Source organism: Mesotoga sp. H07pep.5.4, from assembly GCF_003664935.1.
GTDB lineage: Bacteria > Thermotogota > Thermotogae > Petrotogales > Kosmotogaceae > Mesotoga > Mesotoga prima.
Genome location: NZ_JFHM01000026.1, coordinates 129226 through 148197, shown reverse-complemented (window position 1 = coordinate 148197; position 18972 = coordinate 129226). Strand labels below are relative to the sequence as shown.

18 protein-coding genes are annotated in these 18972 nt (G+C 45.3%); 8 read left to right on the top strand and 10 right to left on the bottom strand.

Annotation, left to right across the window (positions count from 1 at the left end; genetic code table 11):
* Nucleotides 1–343: 343 nt before the first annotated feature.
* From pepV to Y696_RS14200, 3 genes are all read right to left on the bottom strand, one after another.
* Nucleotides 344–1744, bottom strand: coding sequence for a dipeptidase PepV (gene pepV, locus Y696_RS11810; RefSeq protein ID WP_183084226.1), 1401 nt, complete (start codon nt 1742–1744; stop codon nt 344–346).
* 11 nt (nt 1745–1755) lie between these two features.
* Nucleotides 1756–2724, bottom strand: a complete 969-nt coding sequence (locus tag Y696_RS14205) for an ABC transporter substrate-binding protein (protein ID WP_121510631.1) — start codon at nt 2722–2724, stop codon at nt 1756–1758.
* Nucleotides 2725–2828: 104 nt separating this feature from the next.
* Complete coding sequence (locus tag Y696_RS14200) at nt 2829–3467, bottom strand: ABC transporter substrate-binding protein (protein WP_220668800.1); 639 nt, start codon at nt 3465–3467, stop codon at nt 2829–2831.
* Between the two features lie 625 nt (nt 3468–4092).
* Between Y696_RS14200 and Y696_RS11795 the strand changes: the two genes are divergently transcribed.
* From Y696_RS11795 to Y696_RS11760, 8 genes are all read left to right on the top strand, one after another.
* Nucleotides 4093–4875, top strand: coding sequence for a GntR family transcriptional regulator (locus Y696_RS11795; RefSeq protein ID WP_121510629.1), 783 nt, complete (start codon nt 4093–4095; stop codon nt 4873–4875).
* Nucleotides 4876–5826 carry a substrate-binding domain-containing protein gene (locus tag Y696_RS11790; RefSeq protein ID WP_121510628.1) on the top strand — a complete coding sequence of 317 codons (951 nt, stop codon included), beginning with the start codon at nt 4876–4878 and terminating at the stop codon, nt 5824–5826.
* Between the two features lie 68 nt (nt 5827–5894).
* Nucleotides 5895–6881, top strand: a complete 987-nt coding sequence (locus Y696_RS11785) for an ABC transporter permease (RefSeq protein WP_121510627.1) — start codon at nt 5895–5897, stop codon at nt 6879–6881.
* A gap of 12 nt (nt 6882–6893) precedes the next feature.
* Nucleotides 6894–7745: a BtpA/SgcQ family protein gene (locus Y696_RS11780; RefSeq protein WP_409071684.1), complete on the top strand. Its 852-nt coding sequence runs from the start codon at nt 6894–6896 to the stop codon at nt 7743–7745.
* A gap of 2 nt (nt 7746–7747) precedes the next feature.
* A complete protein-coding gene (locus tag Y696_RS11775; protein WP_121510625.1) occupies nt 7748–8671 on the top strand; it encodes a phosphotriesterase in 924 nt (307 codons plus the stop codon).
* Between the two features lies 1 nt (nt 8672).
* The gene (locus Y696_RS11770; RefSeq protein ID WP_183084225.1) at nt 8673–9548 is read left to right on the top strand and encodes a carbohydrate kinase family protein; all 876 of its coding nucleotides are present in this window, start codon (nt 8673–8675) and stop codon (nt 9546–9548) included.
* A 2-nt stretch (nt 9549–9550) separates the two neighbouring features.
* Nucleotides 9551–10321 (top strand): ATP-binding cassette domain-containing protein, encoded by a 771-nt coding sequence (locus tag Y696_RS11765; RefSeq protein WP_121510623.1) that lies wholly within the window; start codon nt 9551–9553, stop codon nt 10319–10321.
* A gap of 5 nt (nt 10322–10326) precedes the next feature.
* Nucleotides 10327–11091, top strand: coding sequence for a BtpA/SgcQ family protein (locus tag Y696_RS11760; protein ID WP_121510622.1), 765 nt, complete (start codon nt 10327–10329; stop codon nt 11089–11091).
* Nucleotides 11092–11329: 238 nt separating this feature from the next.
* Here the strand turns inward: Y696_RS11760 and Y696_RS11755 are convergent, their stop codons facing one another.
* The 7 genes from Y696_RS11755 to Y696_RS11725 form a co-directional block, all read right to left on the bottom strand.
* Entirely contained in the window at nt 11330–12163 is an 834-nt protein-coding gene (locus tag Y696_RS11755; protein ID WP_220668799.1) for a carbohydrate ABC transporter permease, read from the bottom strand.
* Nucleotides 12160–13053 carry a carbohydrate ABC transporter permease gene (locus tag Y696_RS11750; protein ID WP_121510621.1) on the bottom strand — a complete coding sequence of 298 codons (894 nt, stop codon included), beginning with the start codon at nt 13051–13053 and terminating at the stop codon, nt 12160–12162. The genes Y696_RS11755 and Y696_RS11750 overlap by 4 nt, the downstream gene beginning before the upstream one ends.
* 33 nt (nt 13054–13086) lie before the next feature.
* Nucleotides 13087–14361, bottom strand: coding sequence for an ABC transporter substrate-binding protein (locus Y696_RS11745; RefSeq protein WP_121510620.1), 1275 nt, complete (start codon nt 14359–14361; stop codon nt 13087–13089).
* 3 nt (nt 14362–14364) lie between these two features.
* Nucleotides 14365–15180 carry a metallophosphoesterase gene (locus tag Y696_RS11740; protein WP_121510619.1) on the bottom strand — a complete coding sequence of 272 codons (816 nt, stop codon included), beginning with the start codon at nt 15178–15180 and terminating at the stop codon, nt 14365–14367.
* 4 nt (nt 15181–15184) lie between these two features.
* A complete protein-coding gene (locus Y696_RS11735; RefSeq protein ID WP_183084224.1) occupies nt 15185–16186 on the bottom strand; it encodes a LacI family DNA-binding transcriptional regulator in 1002 nt (333 codons plus the stop codon).
* A gap of 401 nt (nt 16187–16587) precedes the next feature.
* The gene (locus Y696_RS11730; RefSeq protein ID WP_220668798.1) at nt 16588–17412 is read right to left on the bottom strand and encodes a helix-turn-helix domain-containing protein; all 825 of its coding nucleotides are present in this window, start codon (nt 17410–17412) and stop codon (nt 16588–16590) included.
* A 532-nt stretch (nt 17413–17944) separates the two neighbouring features.
* On the bottom strand, nt 17945–18712 hold the full coding sequence (locus tag Y696_RS11725) for an SGNH/GDSL hydrolase family protein (protein WP_259459941.1): 768 nt from the start codon (nt 18710–18712) through the stop codon (nt 17945–17947).
* Nucleotides 18713–18972 lie beyond the last annotated feature (260 nt).

Genomic DNA, 18972 nt, shown 5'->3' with positions numbered 1-18972 from the left:
ACACTACAACTCACAACTTGCAACCGTTCCTTTGGTCTTTCAAGAGTTCAGCGTATCATAGCAAGCGTCCAGCGCAAAGTGTTTTTTCCAGCGATTAGCGGGTTCTCCGTTTTTAAGCGCATAGCAGGTCCTATGCTTGCAACTTGGAACAGACAACTTGCAACTGTATGTTCTTCTCGGCGGACGGAGAACTGCTCAACGGTCAACCAGTTTCTCTTACTCTTCAAACCTCTGACCACTGACCTCTAACCTCGGTTACAACTTGCAACTGTTGTTATTCCCGGAGAACGGAGATCCCATAACGGACAGCCCTTATCGTTTCTAGCTTACAGAACAGGTTCGTTCACCCGCATAGCTCTATGATTGCCTGTGTGAAAATCTTTGCGCTCGTCAGGAGATCTTCAATGACAGCAAATTCATCGGGGCCGTGCATATTGTTTTCGCTTCCGGGCATAGTACAGCCAAATGCCACACCGTTCTTCAGTCGATGTACATACGTTCCGCCGCCCATTGAGATGCAGTACCCCTTCTCTCCGGTGTAGCTTTCATAACATCTCAGAAGTGTCTTGACGAACTCGGAGTCACCCGGTACGTGATGAGGAGGTTTTATGTCATCGTTTTGTAGATCTATGCCATAGCCGGCCAGTTTTGCCTTGATTACGTCAAGAAGGTTCTCTTTCGTTGCACACAAAGGAGCCCGGCAATCGAATGTCCCGTTTAGGCTGGAGCCATCGTACTCCATCATATTGAGGCTTATTGTAAGCTTGCCGGAAAGTTCATCGCTCATCGCCACACCGGCAGCCTCACCGAGCCAATCTCCATGAGGAAATACCGAGTTTAGAGCTCGAAGTCTTTCAAAGCCGGTACTTCGAGAAGCCGGGAGTTTTGAGATGACCTCCAGCAAACCCGTCAATGCATTTTTCCCCTTATCTGGAGTCGAAGCGTGGCCTTGAAGTCCTTTGGCCTTGATTGTAGTTTTGTTTCCCTCTGTAGATAAGTTGAACGAGATGCCGCTGATCTTGTCGACGGCTTCACAGCAATCGCGGATCTCTTCGGGATCGATCCCCTCTACAACGGCAGTCGCTTCACCAGGAATCACATTACTCTTGATCCCGGCCTTGAAGCTTACAATTCGGGGAGTTTCAGTTGACTCTTCAAATCTCGATTCGAACTTTCCCTGAAGTCCGCCCTTCTCTATGTTCACAACCGGGAAGCTTGCGTCCGGCGAGAAGGTCATTGGAGCTTCCTCTTCGATCCCATAATAGTATCTTATGTCGGACGATCCGCATTCCTCATCGGTTCCAAGTATCAGTCTTACGCCGGCCTTCAGAGGAATATTGAGATCCTTGACAGCCTTCATGGCGTAAAGAGCTGCTACGGCGGGGCCCTTGTCGTCTATCGTTCCTCTGCCGTAGAGCCTTCCGTCCTTGACTACCGGTTTGAAGGGTTCTGTGACCGACCAACCGTCTCCTCCCGGTACCACATCGAGATGAGCAAGAATGTCAAGCTTGTTTTTCTGATCGTCGAAGTCAATCGCTCCTACATAGTTGTCGTAGTTTCTGGTCTTGAATCCCATCTCAGACGCCATCTCAAGGGCCACAGCCAGCACTTCGGCCGGTCCTTCGCCATATGGCTTGCCCTCTTTCGCCTCTTGCTTGTCGCTCTTTATCCTTACCAGTCTCATGATATCTCTTATCATGAGCTCCCTATTCTGTTCGAAGTAGTCTTCAATCAGTTTCTTCATAGGAATGATCTTCACCTCCACCTGTTCAAAGTCTCGGATACTGCATACCCACGTCTCGCGGCAGCTTCGAAAAGGAATCCCAGTGACTCTTCTATCTTCCTTCTGGGTGCAGCGATGTTCATTCGCGTAAAACCCTTTCCACCTTCTCCATAGTTCACGCCTCTATCCAGATCGAGATATGCCTCGTTCAGCAGGAATGAGTGCAGCTCCTCATCATCTAGTTTAAGCCTCCGCCAGTCTATCCAGATTACGAATGAACCCTCTACTTCGGTCATTGTGACTGCCGGAATATTCCTGGTGAAGAAATCCTTCATTATGGAGACATTCTCCGACACGTACTCCCTCATCTCTCTAACCCAGTCGGCCCCGTCGGGTCCGTAGCCTGCGCATACTGCCGCATGAACCATGGGATCTATGCTTCCGTAGTGATCTGCGTCTCGCTGGATCCTGAATCTCTTCCTTGTGGAGGGGTCGGGTATAACAATATTTGCGTTGTTGGCGCCGTTGCCTATGGTGAAGTTGTTCATTACTGTAGCAGGATCAACACCGGAGGTCTGACCGACCAGGAAGATGTCGAACTGGCCCGAGAGAAGCGCTCCAATTGCCTGAGGGACCGGTAGGATACTAATTCCGACATCGACACCTAGTCCATCCTTCCAACCTGCCTGGAGTGCTTCGGCGTACTGCTTGTGAACGGGTGAATCCATGCAGACATAGTTTATTGAAGGAAGATCGGACGGCTTGGAGAACCCAAGTTCAGAGAGTGCCTTATTCAAGAACTCCTTCGCCTTCTCGATGTCACCGCTTGGCGGAACACCCGTCGAATTTGAATATGCCTCTGTAACGGATTTCCCATCGATGATGATGCTGGGATCGATCACTCTGTCGACCGGAATCGTTCCTGGTGATAAGATGGCAGCGACTGTTGCCTCTCTGTCGATTGCATAGCTAAGTGTCTTACGTAGATTCATGTTTTCCATTACAAGACCCTCTGAGCAGTTGAAGGCAAGATACTGAAGTGTGACAGCGCTTCTGCTGCCATTCTCAGGGTGCATAATCGTCTGTACTTTTTAGATAGAGTAGATTACGTTGATTTCGCCGAGGTCATACATTCCGACTCTGGTGTCTCGTCTGGAATGATAAGCTCCACGACCCTCTCCAGCTTAACCTTGTCGGCGTTCCAATACTCAGGATTCTTCTCAAGAGTGATTCGTGCGCCCTGAACCCATTCCTTCAAGACGAACGGACCGCAGCCTATGAAAGTTTCCGGGCTGGATGCGTACGACATTCCGTACTTCTCCACGTAGTCTTCTCTAAACGGGTAAAAGTTGATTCCTTCAGCCATTTCCGTCGTGAAGAAGGAGTCGTTGTAAGTGAGAGTCAAAACCAGTGTCTTTTCATCTACGGCCTTCACACCGACGAGAGATGCATCGGTAATCTCACCGTTGTAGTAAGCCTGTGCATTCAGGATAGAGTCGAACTCCGATACCTGAGACGATCCGGTTTCAGGATTCATTGTTCTCAGGAAGGAATACTCGAAATCCTTCGCGGTCACAGGTACTCCATAGGACCACTTAGCATCTCGAAGATGGAATGTATATACTGTTCCGTCTTCCGAAACATCGTAGGACTCTGCCAGGCCGGGAATAATCTCGTTATAGCTGTTTCTGATCAATGACTCGTTAAGCGCGTACATTATCAAGGCAGACATTTCGTCGTTCATCTGGCTTACGCCCAGCGTCATCACGTCATTGTGGCCTGCAAACGTAAAGACCTGGGGTTGTAACACTTGCAGCGAAACAACTAACAGGAATGGTTATCAAGTGCAATCAAGATAATGCTCACTATCCACTTTTTCACGGTCTCCACCCTCCATTTTCCTGAATCGGTATATCTATACTCCTGCCGTAATAGCGGCAGGAGTAGCAGAATGAGCGACTGGACAAATCCAAACAAGAATATAAGAAGTAATTACTGAGATACGAGCACATTCATAAGCAAAATGTCAACTTTTTACCTTACAAACTGCGTACAGACTCTGAAGTAATCAGGTAGTGTAGTTTTCCTTCGCTGGACAGGGAAAAAGAGTTTGTATATCAAAATCAAAGAAATTTCGAATTACAAATTGGACTTTATTAAAATGGATCTTGACGAAACATGCTTAGGTCTGATTTTCAGAAAATCAAACCTGTTTCTGTCATTTTCTCAATATAGTGAGTTCTATCCCATTAATCGACTATCATTGTGGATAGTCACTGTGCATTAAGCATAGCTGTGTTTTGAGAATCAATAGATTATTTGAGAAAATGGACCGGTCAACCTGTTGACCGTATATCAGGAGGACTTATATGAAAAAAGAAATCCCTATGTACAGAATTCTTATGAAGAGAATTACTCAGCTAATCAAAGAACAAGAGCTTAGTGCCGGAGATAGGCTTCCGACTGAACGTGAACTTATGAATCAGTTCGGAGTAAGCAGGGCAACGGTTGTGCGAGCGATGACTGAACTAGAGAATTCAAATTTCATAAAGCGAATACAGGGGAAAGGAACCTTTGTTTCAGGTGAGAAACTTAATCTGAGCTTGCCTGGTCTAACAGGATTCAGTGAGGATGTAATTAATTCTTCAGGTCAACCAAGAAACAGGATTATAAGCCATGAAATCGGATCTAAAATGAAAGAATCTGACTACTTTTCAGAAGAAGATAGAGAGCTCATTTACATTGTAAGACTAAGGCTTTCGGGTGAAGAACCGATTGGGATAAATTACAACTATGTTCCTTATGGTATTGCCAAAGCCATCGGATTCTTGCCTCCAAATATTCAAGAAAATCCGACTATATCTCTTTACAAGCTTCTCGAAGATCATGGATATCAACTAGATTATGCAGACCAGTTCTTGGAAGCAAAGGCTGCCACCAAGAGCGAAGCCAAGCTTCTGAACATTTCTCCAGGGTCTCCAGTTATGAGTTATGAGCGGGTTACTCATGCGACCAACGGTAGAGTTGTTGAATTTGTCAGAGCTACAATTGTGGGATATGCATATCGATATAGCATAAGGCTTTACAGAAACAGCACTGGCAGTCAGATCGGGGGAAAATTTCCTTATTTAGAGAAAAAAGGAGTGGTGTAAATGTTAAGAAAGGCGCTAGTATTCATCGTGATTTTAGGATTGCTTGCAAGTTTTGGTTTTGCTTTGAAGATCGGTGTTACAACGATTACTCTTAGACACGAATTCTTTCAAGCAATTGAGGCAGGAATAAGAGATGCAGCTGTTCTAGCAGGAATTGAGGTTGAGACATTTGATCCAGATCTTAGCATGGAGAAACAGGTAGCAGCAATGGAAGATTTTATCCAGAAGAAGGTAGATGCAATCATTCTTATTCCAATTGATGTTAAAGGGCTTATTCCAGTTACCACAGAAGCAATAGAAGCGGGAATACCTGTCGTTACTGTAGATATGCCAGTTGAGGTCCCTGGGGTTATTACGTTTGTAGGGACCCCCAACAAGCAGGTCGGTTACGAGCTTGGCTTGGTCGCAAAGGAGTATATTGAAAACGAACTCGGGGGCAAAGCCAAGGTCGCGGTAGTAAGGTGGTTGGAATCTCAAATACAAATCGAAAGAACAGAAGGATTCATGGAAGCACTTGCTAGCATGGAGGGTTTGACTTTTGTGGGTGAATATCAGGGATATGACAGAGACCAGTCCTTCAACGCTGTAAGCGACTTGTCTATGGCTCACCCCGATTTGGATCTTATTTATGCTCCAGCTGAGAATTCTGTTGTTGGAGCCCATGCAGCACTCGAGACATTCGGACTACTCGACAAGATGAAGATAATCGGATTTGACATGACTGACGAAGCCTTAAGGGGATTAAGTGATGGATCAATTCTGGCTATGGCCCAGCAGCAACCTTACCTTGAAGGTCGAATTGCAGTTCAGGCACTTTTAACACACATCAAAGGCATGGAGATTCTTGGTAACAACTGGGTACCTGCGAACAGCTTGGTTCCTGCAAAGATCTTTACTCCGGATAACGTAGACACGTTCAAACGTGACCCAACTGAACCAACAATACAGTAGTTAAGAAAATTCAACGGCTGGAGGAGCATAGGCTCCTCCGAGCCGTCGTGTTTTGGGGGCATTGAAGGATGGAGCGCAGTTCGAAGTCTTCTGTAGTAGTATCCAATAGAAGCGCGTTTACAAAAGACTGGTTACTCACAAAAGGAACAACGGTCCTGGGATTTGTCGCAGTATTTCTCTTTTTTACTTTCTCAACCGACACGTTTTTCTCTCTTTCAAACTTTCTTAATATTGGCAGGCAGATTGCTTATATCGGAGTACTCTCTGTTGGGATGTCCTTCATAATAATTACTGGAAATATTGATCTTTCAGCAGGTTCAGGTGTTGCTCTTTTCGCAGTACTCTTAGCAGGATTTATGGAGCTTAACAGTATGCCTCTCTGGATAGCTCTGCCTCTTGTTTGTCTTATAGCTGCATCCATCTACATTGGTCTTGGCTTCTTGGTGGCATACCAGAAGATTCCAGCTTTCATTGTGACATTGGCAATGTTCACTGCATTTAGGGGATTGGCTTTCATTTATTCTAACAAGCCGATCTATGTTTCTGATCCTTCGTTAAGGATCATGGGACGTGATTCAGTATTAGGGATTCCAATTGCAATCATGATAATGGTTTCATACTTCTTCATTGCGTGGGTACTTCTTCATAAGTCCCAATTTGGAGCACATGTTTATGCAGTTGGAGACAATGCCGAGGCTGCACGCCGATTCGACATAAAAACCAAGAGAGTGATTCTCTCTGTCTTTGCGATACAGGGAGTCTCAGTAGCACTTTGTGCTGCCTTGATTAGCGGTAGGCTTTCAAGCGGCAGCCCTAACGCCGGTACTGGCCTTGAAATGGATGCTATTGCTTCTGTTGTTTTAGGTGGGGCAAGTCTCTCAGGTGGAAGAGGATCTATTCTGGGAACTCTTGTGGGAGTTCTTCTTCTCGGATCACTAAACAACGGACTCAATCTTCTGGGAGTTTCTTCCTACAACCAAATGGTTGTAAAAGGTATGATTATTTTGTTTGCTGTATGGCTCAATTACATCAGAGAGAGAAGTAGGAATAAATGATATAGATTGGATGTGATTACTTTGTTCAAAGATGTCTTTCCTGACCGACCAAATGCACTCAAAGAAATATTTGGAAAAGATAAGATTGTAATTGGAATGATCCATTGCAAACCATTACCGGGATCACCATTTTATAATGGTAATTTCAGAGAAACGCTTGACGCTGCAGTTCAAGATGCAAGAACATTTGTAGAGAATGGAATTGATGGACTGCAGATTGAGAACGCTTGGGATCTTCCGTTCCCCAATCCTAGGGATATTTCCTTCGAAACGGTAGCCGGTTTGACGGCCGTTGCAATGGAACTACGAACGAAGTTCGATATACCAGTTGGAGTCAACATGCTTGCAAATGGTGTAGTGCCAGCTATGGCTGTTGCATCTGTTTCAAGTCTTCTGTGGGTTAGATGCAACCAGTGGGCAAATGCCTATGTAGCTAACGAAGGGTTTGTGGAAGGTCCTTCAGCCAAAGCATTAAGATACAGATCTTTCCTGAAATCAGATAGCATAAAGGTTTTTGCTGACGTTCATGTTAAGCACGGCAGTCATGCGATTACTGCTGATAGATCTGTTGAAGAGCAGGCTCTTGATAATGTATTTTTTGCAGCAGATGTTTTGATTGCAACAGGCGAGCGAACGGGCGATGAAACTAGCTCCGACGAAATCAGAAGGATTAAAGCTGCCTCGAAACTTCCAGTGATTGTCGGCAGTGGGACTTGTGAGAATAACATCACGAGAATACTTGGTGAATGTGAAGGTGCGATTGCCGGTACTCATCTTAAAGTTGATGACAAATGGTGGAATCCTGTTGACTCGGAAAAAGTAACGAGGCTCATGAGAATCGTCCGAAAATTCAGGGGAGAGTAAATATGGAAGGATTCGTAAGAACGGTACTTGGGGATGTGTCATCAGAGAGCATAGAGGGAATGGTATTGGTTCATGAGCACCTGAATTTCGACACATCTAGAATCAAACATGATCCAGATGCATGTATGACTGAGCCTGAGACAATAATTGAAGAACTCAAGGAATTTTCGAGAGCAGGAGGAGATCTGTTAGTAGACCTTTCAACAACTAATACTGGCCGTAATCCCGAGATCTTAAGACACATAGCAATGAACTGTTCAAACAAAGTGGTATGTTCGACAGGATTTTACTTCGGCCTTTATCTTCCGCTTGTAGCAATCACAAGTAGTGCAAATTCTCTGGCTGAAAGGTTTGTTAGAGAGATAACAGAAGGGATCGACGGTACTGATGTTAAGGCTGGAGTAATTGGTGAAATCGGTTGGGGTCAACAAGTGCTTCCTGCGGAGAAAAGGGTCTTCGAAGCTGCTGTTATCGCTCATAAAGCAACCGGAGCTGCAATAATCACTCACACATATTTCGGTCTTAATGCTCTTGAACAGTTGGATTTCTTGGAGAAGAAGGGTGTGAACACCAAAAAGGTTGGTATTGGTCATATGGATTTGTATCCCGATCCGGATATCCATTTTGAAGTAGCCAAGAGGGGAGCATTTGTTTGCATTGATAATATTGGGCGTACAGACTATCGCCCCGATTCTGAGCGAGTGGAAATGATAAGATTTCTGTTTGAAAAGGGGCTTGGTAATAAGATAATTCTTTCCTCAGATGTATCTAGAAAGAGCCACCTACACAAGTATGGAGGCCACGGATATGACCATGTGTTGACGAGATTCGTATCAATGCTCTACGAAGCCGGGTTTTCTGAAGATGACGTCTTATTGCTTCTCCACGAAAACCCATTACGGCTTATCTCAATTTCCGGTGAATAGTATGATAGGTGTGTTTGGAAACATAATTCTAGATTTTGCTGCTGAAGTTGAAAAATATCCTTCAAATGATGACGAAGTCGCTGTTAATTCTTTGAAGGAAATTCCGGGAGGGACAGGTGCCAATACTGCAGTTGCGGCTGCTAGATTAGGAGCAGAAATAACCTTTTTCGGGACGGTTGGAAACGACTATTATGGCAGATTCCTTGTGGAGAGCCTCAAGAAGGACAACGTAAGACCCGCAGTGAGGATTTCAGGTGAGCTGCACACTGCAGTGTGTATTGCTGTCTACGATTTGGCAGGCGATAGGAGATTAATGACCTATCTTGGACCTAATCTAGATTTCGAAATGACTGAAGAAACAATAGCCTTGCTTAAAGAGTGCAGCATTGTCCATATTAGCGGCGGAACTCCCAGTCATTGGAACATGATCAAACAAGTTGTCAGCAAGGAAACGAAAGTTTCTTTTGATCCAGGGAGCATGATTTGCAGAACTTGGCCCGAAAAAACGTTGGAGTTCTCTCTAGATGCAAATTATGTTTTTGTTAATAGGAATGAATGGACGTTGCTTGGGAAAGAAGCATTGCTTAGGGCAGCTGGAATCGTCTTTTTAAAGATGGGTAGAGAAGGCGGTTTGCTTTATGAGAATAAGAAGGTCTTAGGTGAATGGAAAGCTGTACAAGCGAAGCAGGTTGATGCAACTGCAGCGGGCGATGTTTTCGATGGAGGAATACTTTACGGAATAGATGAAGGTCTTTCTCTTGAAGAATCAATTAGGATTGCAAGGCATGCGTCTGCGTTGGCTGTATCAAGAGTAGGCGCTCAATCTTCAATACCAACGATGGACGAAGTAAAAGAATTTATCCATGATCGGGGGTAACTATGGAAGATAGAAAAGCAGTTCTTGAAGTTAAGAATATAAAAAAGCATTTTGGAGGTGTTCAAGCTTTAAGAGGTGTCGATTTCCAGCTTTTCGAAAAGGAAACAGTTGCTTTGATGGGCGACAACGGAGCCGGAAAGTCAACTCTAGTAAAATGCATTTCAGGTGTGTATATTCCCGATGAAGGGGACATTTTCATTCATGGAGAAAAGGCAAATATTAGGAATCCATCTGATGCGAGAAAGGAAGGTATAGAGACAGTTTACCAGGATCTCTCTCTTGCAGGACAGATGGATCTCATTTCGAATATGTTTCTTGGTAGAGAAATAACGAAAATCAATCTAGGGGTTATGAAAATCCTCGATAGAAGAGCAATGGAAGTCAAAACCAGGAAAGCTCTGGAGTCAATAGGGGTTTCTACAGTTCAGACGCTAAAAACTGAGACCAGAAATCTCTCTGGAGGTCAGCGTCAGGCTCTTGCACTTAGTAGAGCAGTATCCTTTGGCGTCAAAATACTAATACTCGATGAACCAACAGCTGCAATGGGGATTAAAGAATCTAGAAGGATAATCGATCTAATTTTGAAGCTAAAGGAACATGAAATTCCAATGATTCTGATATCTCATTCAGTCCCCATCGTTTTTGAAGTTTCAGACAGAATTGTTATCATGAGACAAGGACAAATAGCAGGAGAATTGACCACAGCAAAAGCAAACCATGAAGACATAGTATCCCTAATGGTTGGTGTAGGTAAAGGAATAGGAGGTGAGTAGCAAAGATGAAGAAGCTGATCGGAATGATTCATCTTGGTTCTCTACCTGGTTCTCCTGGGAATAAGCTTGATTTAGAACGCCTAGAAGAAAGAGCTCTTGCGGATCTTGACTCGCTCGAAAAGGCTGGATTTGAGTCAGCAATAGTGGAGAACATCTCCGATGAACCTTTTAGAGTGGATTCCATGGAACTGGAAGCATTTGCAGCCTATGTTGCAATTCTTAGGACTGTTGTAAGAAAAGCTAGAATAGAGATTGGTGTTAGTGTCCAGATGAATCTGTGGAGAGAGATGATCGCAGCTTCATCGTCAACTGGAGCTTCTTTTATTAGAATCGCAGCATTCACTGAAGAGAGGATTTGTGCAGAAGGAAGAATCGGACCGGTCGCTGCAGAAGCCCTTAGATATAGAAAGGCGATCAACTCAACCGTCCGTATTGCCGCTGATGTTCAAGTCAAACACTCTTTTTCAGTTATTTCTGAAAGCCATTCCAACTACTTTGTGCAAATGGCCGATAGATTCGCTGACTATTTAGTAATTACTGGTTCAACGACTGGAAATGCTATTGACATGGCATATCTGTCTAGAATGAGAGAAGTGATCAGAAAACCCATTTGGGTTGGAAGCGGTGTCTCCGAAGAGAATGTTCAGGATATTCTTCGAATAGCTGATGGAGTCATCGTAGGAACTTCAATAAAAGTGGACGGTCAAACAACAAACCAAGTAGATTTAGATCGAGCTTCAAGACTTGTCAAGATGGCTAGAGATATGTGAGAAGATCAGGCGTCTTGAGTTTCGAGGAAGTATCAATGTATTCATTAGTATTTCTTCAGATCTTTTGAAGGCAAAGTCTGGCCGGAGAAGCCTCATGTTTGCTCTTTCCAGCGTTCAGCGTATCTTAGCAAGCAATGAGCGGCTCTTTTCGGAGAACGGACAACCGTTCAACGGCAAACCCGGTTCATTCTCGTCTTTTCTACCGCGAACCCGCAATCCCCAACCCTGGTTCTATCCGTCACCCCTTCATTCCTGACTGCATGAAACTGGATATGAATGTCTTCTGGAATATCGCAAAGAATATGATTAATGGCAGTATTACCAGAAGCGTCGCCGCCATCAGCAGTGTCCAAGCCGCGGCGCTCTCTGAAGCCTCCGCCAGCATCGCAAGACCGACTGTAAGCGTCCGGGCCTTCACGCTGTCTGTAACTATCAGGGGCCAGAAGAATTCGTTCCAGTGATACGTCACGCTTATGAGGGTGAAGGCAAGATATGTCGGTTTAAGCAACGGGATGGCTATCGAGATCATGAACCTGAAGGTTCCGCAGCCGTCAATAGTCGCCGCTTCTTCAAGTTCTCTCGGGATTGCGGCGAAACCTTGCCTCAACAAGAAGACGCCGATCGCAGAGGCCACGTAAGGAAGCGCAATAGCCGTTTTCGTATCTAGCAGGCCCATATTGCTGATCGTCAAGTAGTTCGGCACAATGAGAGTCTGTGGAGCAATCATGAGCTGGACAAGCAGGATCATGAAGAGAATCTTCTTGAATCTGAATTCCATTCTGGCGAACGCGTAAGCGGCGAGAGTAACTGTTACAAGCTGCACTGCGAGAAGTCCAAAGGCATAGAGAATCGTGTTGAAATAGTATCTCCCGAAGGGGATTATGTTGAAGACCTCTTTGAAGTTGTCAAGCGTCCATTTTTCAGGAAGCCACTTTGGGACCATCGAGAAGACTTCAGTCGGATCTTTGAAAGCCGTAACGACTATCCAGTAAAGAGGGAAAGCTAGAATCACGGCGAAGACTATCATCAGCGCGATCGAGACCCATCTGGTCGTTCTTCCTCTTTTCGTCATAGTCTCTCACCCGATTCATAGAAGACTCTCCTTTCCATGAAGAAGAAGGCAAGGACTGTAAATATCAACAAGAGCACAAGAAGAATCACGGTGAGTGCGGAGGCATAACCGAAGTCCCAGTATTTGAAGGCCACCTGATAGATGTAGTAGACAAACATGTTAGTAGTGTTTGCCGGACCGCCTCTCGTCATTAGATAGATCTGATCGACTGCCTGGAAGGAGTTTATTACCGCGATTATGAATGCAAAGAATGTTGTCGGCGATAGCAAGGGCCAGGTTATTTTCCAGAATTTGCGCCAGGCTGAGGCTCCATCAATAGTGGCGACTTCGTAGATTTCCGTGGGAAGCTGCTGCAATCCACCGAGAAAGATCACCATATAATATCCTGCGTTCTTCCAGATAGCCACAATAATCAGGGCCCACATAGCAAACCTGCTGTCGCTTACCCACTCTATGCTAGGGATGCCTATCTTACCGAGAATGTAATTCAAAAACCCATAGCCTGGAAGGAAGATATATAACCAGATCATTGAAGCGGCGGCCATCGGTATGACGTTAGGATAGAAATAGATAGTCTTGAAGAAAGAGCTTCCGAAGATCTTCTGGTTCACAAGAAGAGCAAGAAACAACGCCAGAGCCATAGTTATGGGGACCGTTATAAATGCGTAGAAGAGATTGTTCCCAGCTACCTGCCAGAAGAGAGGAGTCGAGAAGGCTCTCTTGAAATTGTCGAGGCCCGTGAATACCGGCTCCGGCGTTGCCATATTCATTCTCATGAAACTCAGAAAGAGAGACCTGAATGCCGGGTAGTATGTAAACATGCCAAGGAAAAAGAATGTCGGCGCTATGAAAATCCACGGCAAAATCTTCTTTTTCGTTTTCGTCTTCAATCTACACACCTCCCGGCAATGGTCATTTAGGTCTTATTGCTTGAATGGAGCAAGAATCATTTCGACTTCTTCCTGCAACTGCTTCAACCCTGCGGAGATCGACACTCTCTCATCCAGGATATTCTGAAGAGTTGTCAGGAAAAGCTCCCTAACTTGCGAGTTACTGTGGAAAGCCATCTCTCTTCTGGCGACGTCAAGCTGATCCCTTGCTACTAAAATGTAGGGGAATCCTTCCGCGAATTCCTTTAGAGCCTCAGTCTCGAAGGCGTCTTTTCGAACCGGAACGTATCCCGTCCCGATGCTCCATCTCGCCGAGTTCTCGGGTTTACTAAGCCACTTGACGAAGGTCCATGCGGCTTCCTTGTTCTCATCGGGGATTCCCTTGAAGATGTAGAGGTTTCCACCTCCCGTTGGAACTGCTGTCTTGACTTCTCCAGGAAGCGGAGCCACTCCAAAATCGAATGTGGCCGAGCTCTTTACGAAGCTGAGACTACCTGTAGAATTGTACATCATAGATGTTGCACCGGCAACGAAGTCCTGGGATGCGGCTCCATAGCTTCGGTGTCTTGGCATCACTCTCTCGACATTGGCCATGTAGGACCATTGCTCAACGGCCTTTGCAACTTCGGGCGTGTCGAAGTACGACTCAGTTCCCGTTTCATCTGCGTATTTTCCGCCGGCCTGAAGAATCCATGCCTGAATTGTCCATGTATCGTCTGTAATGTCTTCGAAGCCCCAGCGAGTAACGTTTCCGCGCGAATCCTTGATTGTCAGCTTTTTCGCTGCCTCAAGCAACTCCTCCCAAGTCTTCGGGGGATTTTCTGGATCCAGTCCCACTTCTCTGAAGTGATCCTTGTTGTAGTAGAAAATCGGAGTGCTTCTCTGGAATGGTATGCTCCATGTTACGCCGTCGATCATCGAATTCTCAAGGAAACCGGCATAGAAAGGTTCTGTGAAGTTCGCATCTTCTCCCACCAGGAACTGATCCATATCTTCTATAAGATTCATGTCCAGAAGCGAGAAGATATCTATGGCGAGAAGAAGAGCAACATCTGGAGGATTCTTTCCTTGAGCGGCTGTTACAGCCTTCTGCATTGTCTGGTCGTAATTTCCACTGTAAATCGGTTCGACAAAGATATCTGGATGCTCGCTGTTGAAGTCTGCAACGACTCCATCCATTAGTACGGCAAGTGCTCCTGCCACCTGAACGGGAAAGAAAAATCTAAGGTTTGTTACGGACAGTGCTGTTCCGGCAATTAGCACAAGTGAAATCAAGATCACTAAGAAAGTCTTGAAACCAAGTTTCATCTCTTACCCCTCCTTTTTGCGGTTTGTTCTGAAGCGACCCATAAGGATAGACGGTCTAAACATATGGTTTTCGACGATTATTTCTTCTCCGCTGAAGTCGATCAAAGTAAACGAACCCGGGATGCTCCCTAGTTGATTCCATGTGTCCGTGAACGAGGGCACCGAGACGTAGAGAATTCCGTTTTCAGAGGCAATGCTTGGCCAGTGAACGTGGCCATTTATTGCGGCAATTACGTTTCCGGCCTTTTCAAATATCCGCAGAAGCTCTCGCTTGTTTACAACGTAGGCAAGATTCTCGATGTTCTCAAAATGGACATTCCTCTTGAGCGGCTGTTCATCTAATGCCTGATGAGTGAAAACGACTTTCTTCTCTGGAGAAGCTCCAATTTCCCTTTCAAGCCAGTCGAGAGCTTCATCCGAGACCATACCTCCAATACCCTGGACAACCGGGTCCTGAGTATTGAGAAGCAGTAAACGTAATCCTTTTACTACAACGTATCGGTTACCAAGCTTGCTGCCTATAGCTTTTTCGTGTTCCTCTTGAGTAAGATTGTCCAGATCGTGGTTCCCGGTAATGTAGTACACCGGACACCTTGATCTAGAAAGTATTCTAGACATCTCTCCAAGTGTCCTGATATCGCTTTCCCGATCGACGGGGTTAATTCTATCTCCGAGCTCGACAATTGCATCCGGTTCAATGCTTTTGTTGACAAAGTCGATCCATTCACTCAGGAGATCGTTAACGAGGGTACCTCTGAGTGACGACCTATCGGGTCCGGCATGCAGATCCCCTATAACGACGAGCCTAGTCGCTATCACGAAATCACTTCCTTCGTGCCCTTGAAGATTCTCTGATAATCAGCCTGGTTCCGAGCTGAAAAGAGATCTTGTTCTTCCTCTCGCCGCTTATATACTGGAGCAGTAGGTTCGCGGCTCTTCTCCCTATTTCGTATGTGTTCTGATCTAGAGTTGTCAGAGCCGGAGTGAACTGGGCCGAAAGGAAGATGTTGTCGAATCCGGTGACCGATATCTCTTCGGGAACTCCTATCGAAAGAGCCTTACACGAAACAAGAGCTCCGAAGGCTATCAGATCGTTCGCACAGACAACCGCGTCATAACCGCTTCCGTGGTCCGACAGCTCAGAAAACGCCCTCTCATAACCGGATTCGTATGTGAACTGCCCTCTCGTTATCTTCACCACTACGCCGGAATATTCTTGCGCAACAGCCCTGGCAGCCTCTTCTCTATCTATTGAACTCGAAACATCTTCAGGACCGCCAAGATAAAGAAAACTCCTGTGCCCTTCGCTATAGAGGTGATCAAAAACGTTCTTCATGGCGCTGAAGTTGTCTATGGAAACGGATGGAAGAGCCTTGGACCAGCGTCTTCCCAATAATACGATCGGGCACCCGGATTCCTCTATTAGGGTTTCGACCGACTTATTGTAGCCGGATCCAATGAAGAGAATTCCATCGACATGCTTCGAAAGGAGCGTACTTATTGCCTCCCTCTCGAATTCCAGCTTGCCGTCTGAATTGGCAATTATCAGGTTATAGCTCTTTCTTCGGAGTTCTTCCTCCGCGCCTTTCATCATCAACGGGAAGTGTGGATTGGATAGATCTGGAAGAACCATCCCCACGGTGAAAGTCTTCTTCATTCTGAAGCCCCTGGCCAGAACATTAGGACTGTAGCCCATCTCCTTGACCGCTTTGAGAACGTTTTCTCTATTCTCTTCACTGACTGTGGAAACGTTATTCAGGACTCTTGAAACAGTGGCAGTTGAAACTCCTGCCCTCCGCGCTACATCTTTAATTCTAACGGCCATTTTCACTTCTCCTTCTCTAAGTAATCGATTACGTAATCGATTACTCATAAAAAGAATACCATCTCGCTTCATCTGAAACAAAGTCCTCTCAAGAGGAAAGAGAGTCGTTTATTTTTGTCTGAAGGGAGATATGATGGAAATCTTTACTGAGGAAAACTCTAGTGTCGATTATGAGGTATTCGCTCAAGTTATCGCAGTCAAGATACCTGGAAAAACCACTCGCACTTTCTTCTTTCTATGCCAAGTTAACAAGGGCTCTCTATCATCAGACGTTGCAGACGCGTTATTGTTGCTTTGATTACAGCAGAGCTAGTACTCAAAAACAAAAGTACTTAAAAGTTCAATGATTATCGACCAAAAGGAAGTCCAATAGTAAGCCCCGGCGCCTGGGGCTTTTTCTGCTATTTCTTCAGAGGTTTAACGGGACGGCAGATAGCATATCCATAATTCTCGGGGTCGCTTCTCTGATAGATCGGATTTTCAGTGTTCCATTCGTAGCCGGAATCTTCTGGATTCCAATTCCATGCAAGCTCATTGACAGTTGACATCACAGCTGGGTTGTTTTCATCGTAATCGTACGGCGGATAGTAAAAGACCACATACTCGCTTTCAGGAACGACGGTACACTCCATACCTTCGGGTATCTCTCCGCTGTAATCGAGCGGCACTTCGATTCCGTATAGATAGCCCCGCTTATCTCCTTCGAAGTACCATCCTCCGATCTGACCGTGAAGGCTCTGGATGCTTTCGAGTAGACCCGTAACAGTGTGGCAATCTTGACCGGGAATGCTTTCCTGAAGTTCCCAGAAGTGGAAGTATCCCTTAGCGTTGATGTTCCTGATTCCGATAAACTTGTGTGCGGGAAGTCTTTCGATCTTCACTTCGATCCTTTCCAGTTCCTTTTCGCTCAAGTCGCACCTCCTTTTGATGCCCAAAACGTGGGGATCGTAGACGATCCTTTTCAGCAGAAGGGGAAGGGGCTTTGGAGACACTCTGAACTCTTTGGGTGAAATCGAATACGCTTTCTTGAACGATCTGCTGAAAGCCGCCTGTGAGGAAAACCCGTTGTCGATTGCTATCTCTGCGATCGACTTCTTTGTATCCCGGAGTTCTAGTGCGGCCTTACAGATCCTTCTAAGCCGGACGTAGTCTCTAAGCCTCATGCCTGTTAGAGCGTGAAACTTCTTTGTGCAGTAGAAGGGTGAATAGAAAAGGTTTTCGCTCACTTCCGAGAGAGTCGGTCCATCTTCTAGATTTCGCTCGATGATCTGCTGAGAACTGCCTTCTTAGTTTTTGTTCTTATAACTTACAACTTGGATCTTGGCACTTACAACTGTTCACGTTTTTCGCGTTGAGATTCCGAGCATGATCATCTCAGAATGACTTGAAGAAGGGGAATAACCTGGAACAAGAGAAGACTTTTGGCCCCAGCGACTTGTACCAACTCCTTACTTCATCATCCTGCATAGCCTGCCCTGAAAACCTGCCCCAAAATGGTTCTGTTTGGGATTATGTTCAGGGCTCCTGTTTGAGGCTCCTTTTTATGGTCACTGTGAGTGCTTCTGCACAGGATCTATTGGTTTTTGATGAATCAAACAGTAGATGTTGTTCAGTTATCAGCACTCTCTTTCGGTTCGTTCTAGACGATTCGTTCTAACATATTTATGAAGAAGGAAGAATTCCCCTAAACAGGAACCCGATCGAATTGGATAATTGAACAGCTAATGATCACTATTCTAAGTATGTGCGTTGAAGAAATCAGCCATCTGGAAGCGAAAGCTTTTTCAAGAACTCCGAGGCGCAATCCTTGATCAAGGCCGCTCCTGTGCTGTTTTGATGAACATGATCTACCGTCAACAGAAATCCATTTTCCTGCGATAGTGCGTCCCAGCTCTTTCTCAATAGGATATGCTTGAAGATCATCCGTAATGTGAATTCCCAGGAGACTTTCCGCCCTGAGGGAGAACTTTTCTTATTCTTTGTCAGATAATCGCGTTGACGTTCATTGAGATCTAGATAGCACAAGTCCATCTGCGAAGTTATCTTCTTAATCAGTTCAGAGTATTCCACGCTTCTCTTGAAGAGAATATGTTCGGGTTCTTCTGTAATCAAAGGAAGCGACATCACTCCTATATGAGCAATGGAAGCGGTCTTGAGCCTTTGCAGGATTTCAGCGAAGTTTCTGGCATAGCTCTCTTTTGAAGGTCTCTCTGGTAGTCTGTTCTTTCTGATGTAGGCTTTCATGGTTCTCTCTGAGTAGGTTGCCCACACGTCGTTTGTTCCTACGAGGAGAATAGCGATATCTGGCTTCAAACTGGTCACTTTGTCTATTCTCTTTAGAACGTCGTAAGAAAGATTTCCATTTATTCCACTGTTTATAAACTTGTATTTTCCACCAAATTCGCTTTTCAGCATCTCAAAGTAACTTGCACCCACTCGACCAAAGGTGATACTATCTCCAATACAGACAACAGTATTCATGTGTAGTCTCCTCATCTTCAATTCATAACTATTATAGTCTTTCATACGTTTTACCCACTTCGATAATCTACCGGCTTGAAGGCCTTTCGTCTCTTTGAAGATAGTGCGAAGTGAAAGACATGCAAGATAGGAAGAAAGGAAAACACACTTCTCCCGTCCTGGATAGTTCCTATCTTTGTCTCCATTGCATAGATTTCAGCGTGGCCGGAAACTCATACAGCAAAAGAACAAGGATTTCGAACCTGCGGGTCTTCGAAAAAAACAAGGTTGTTGAAGATGATAAGCGGAATGTGTAACCCGGTCAA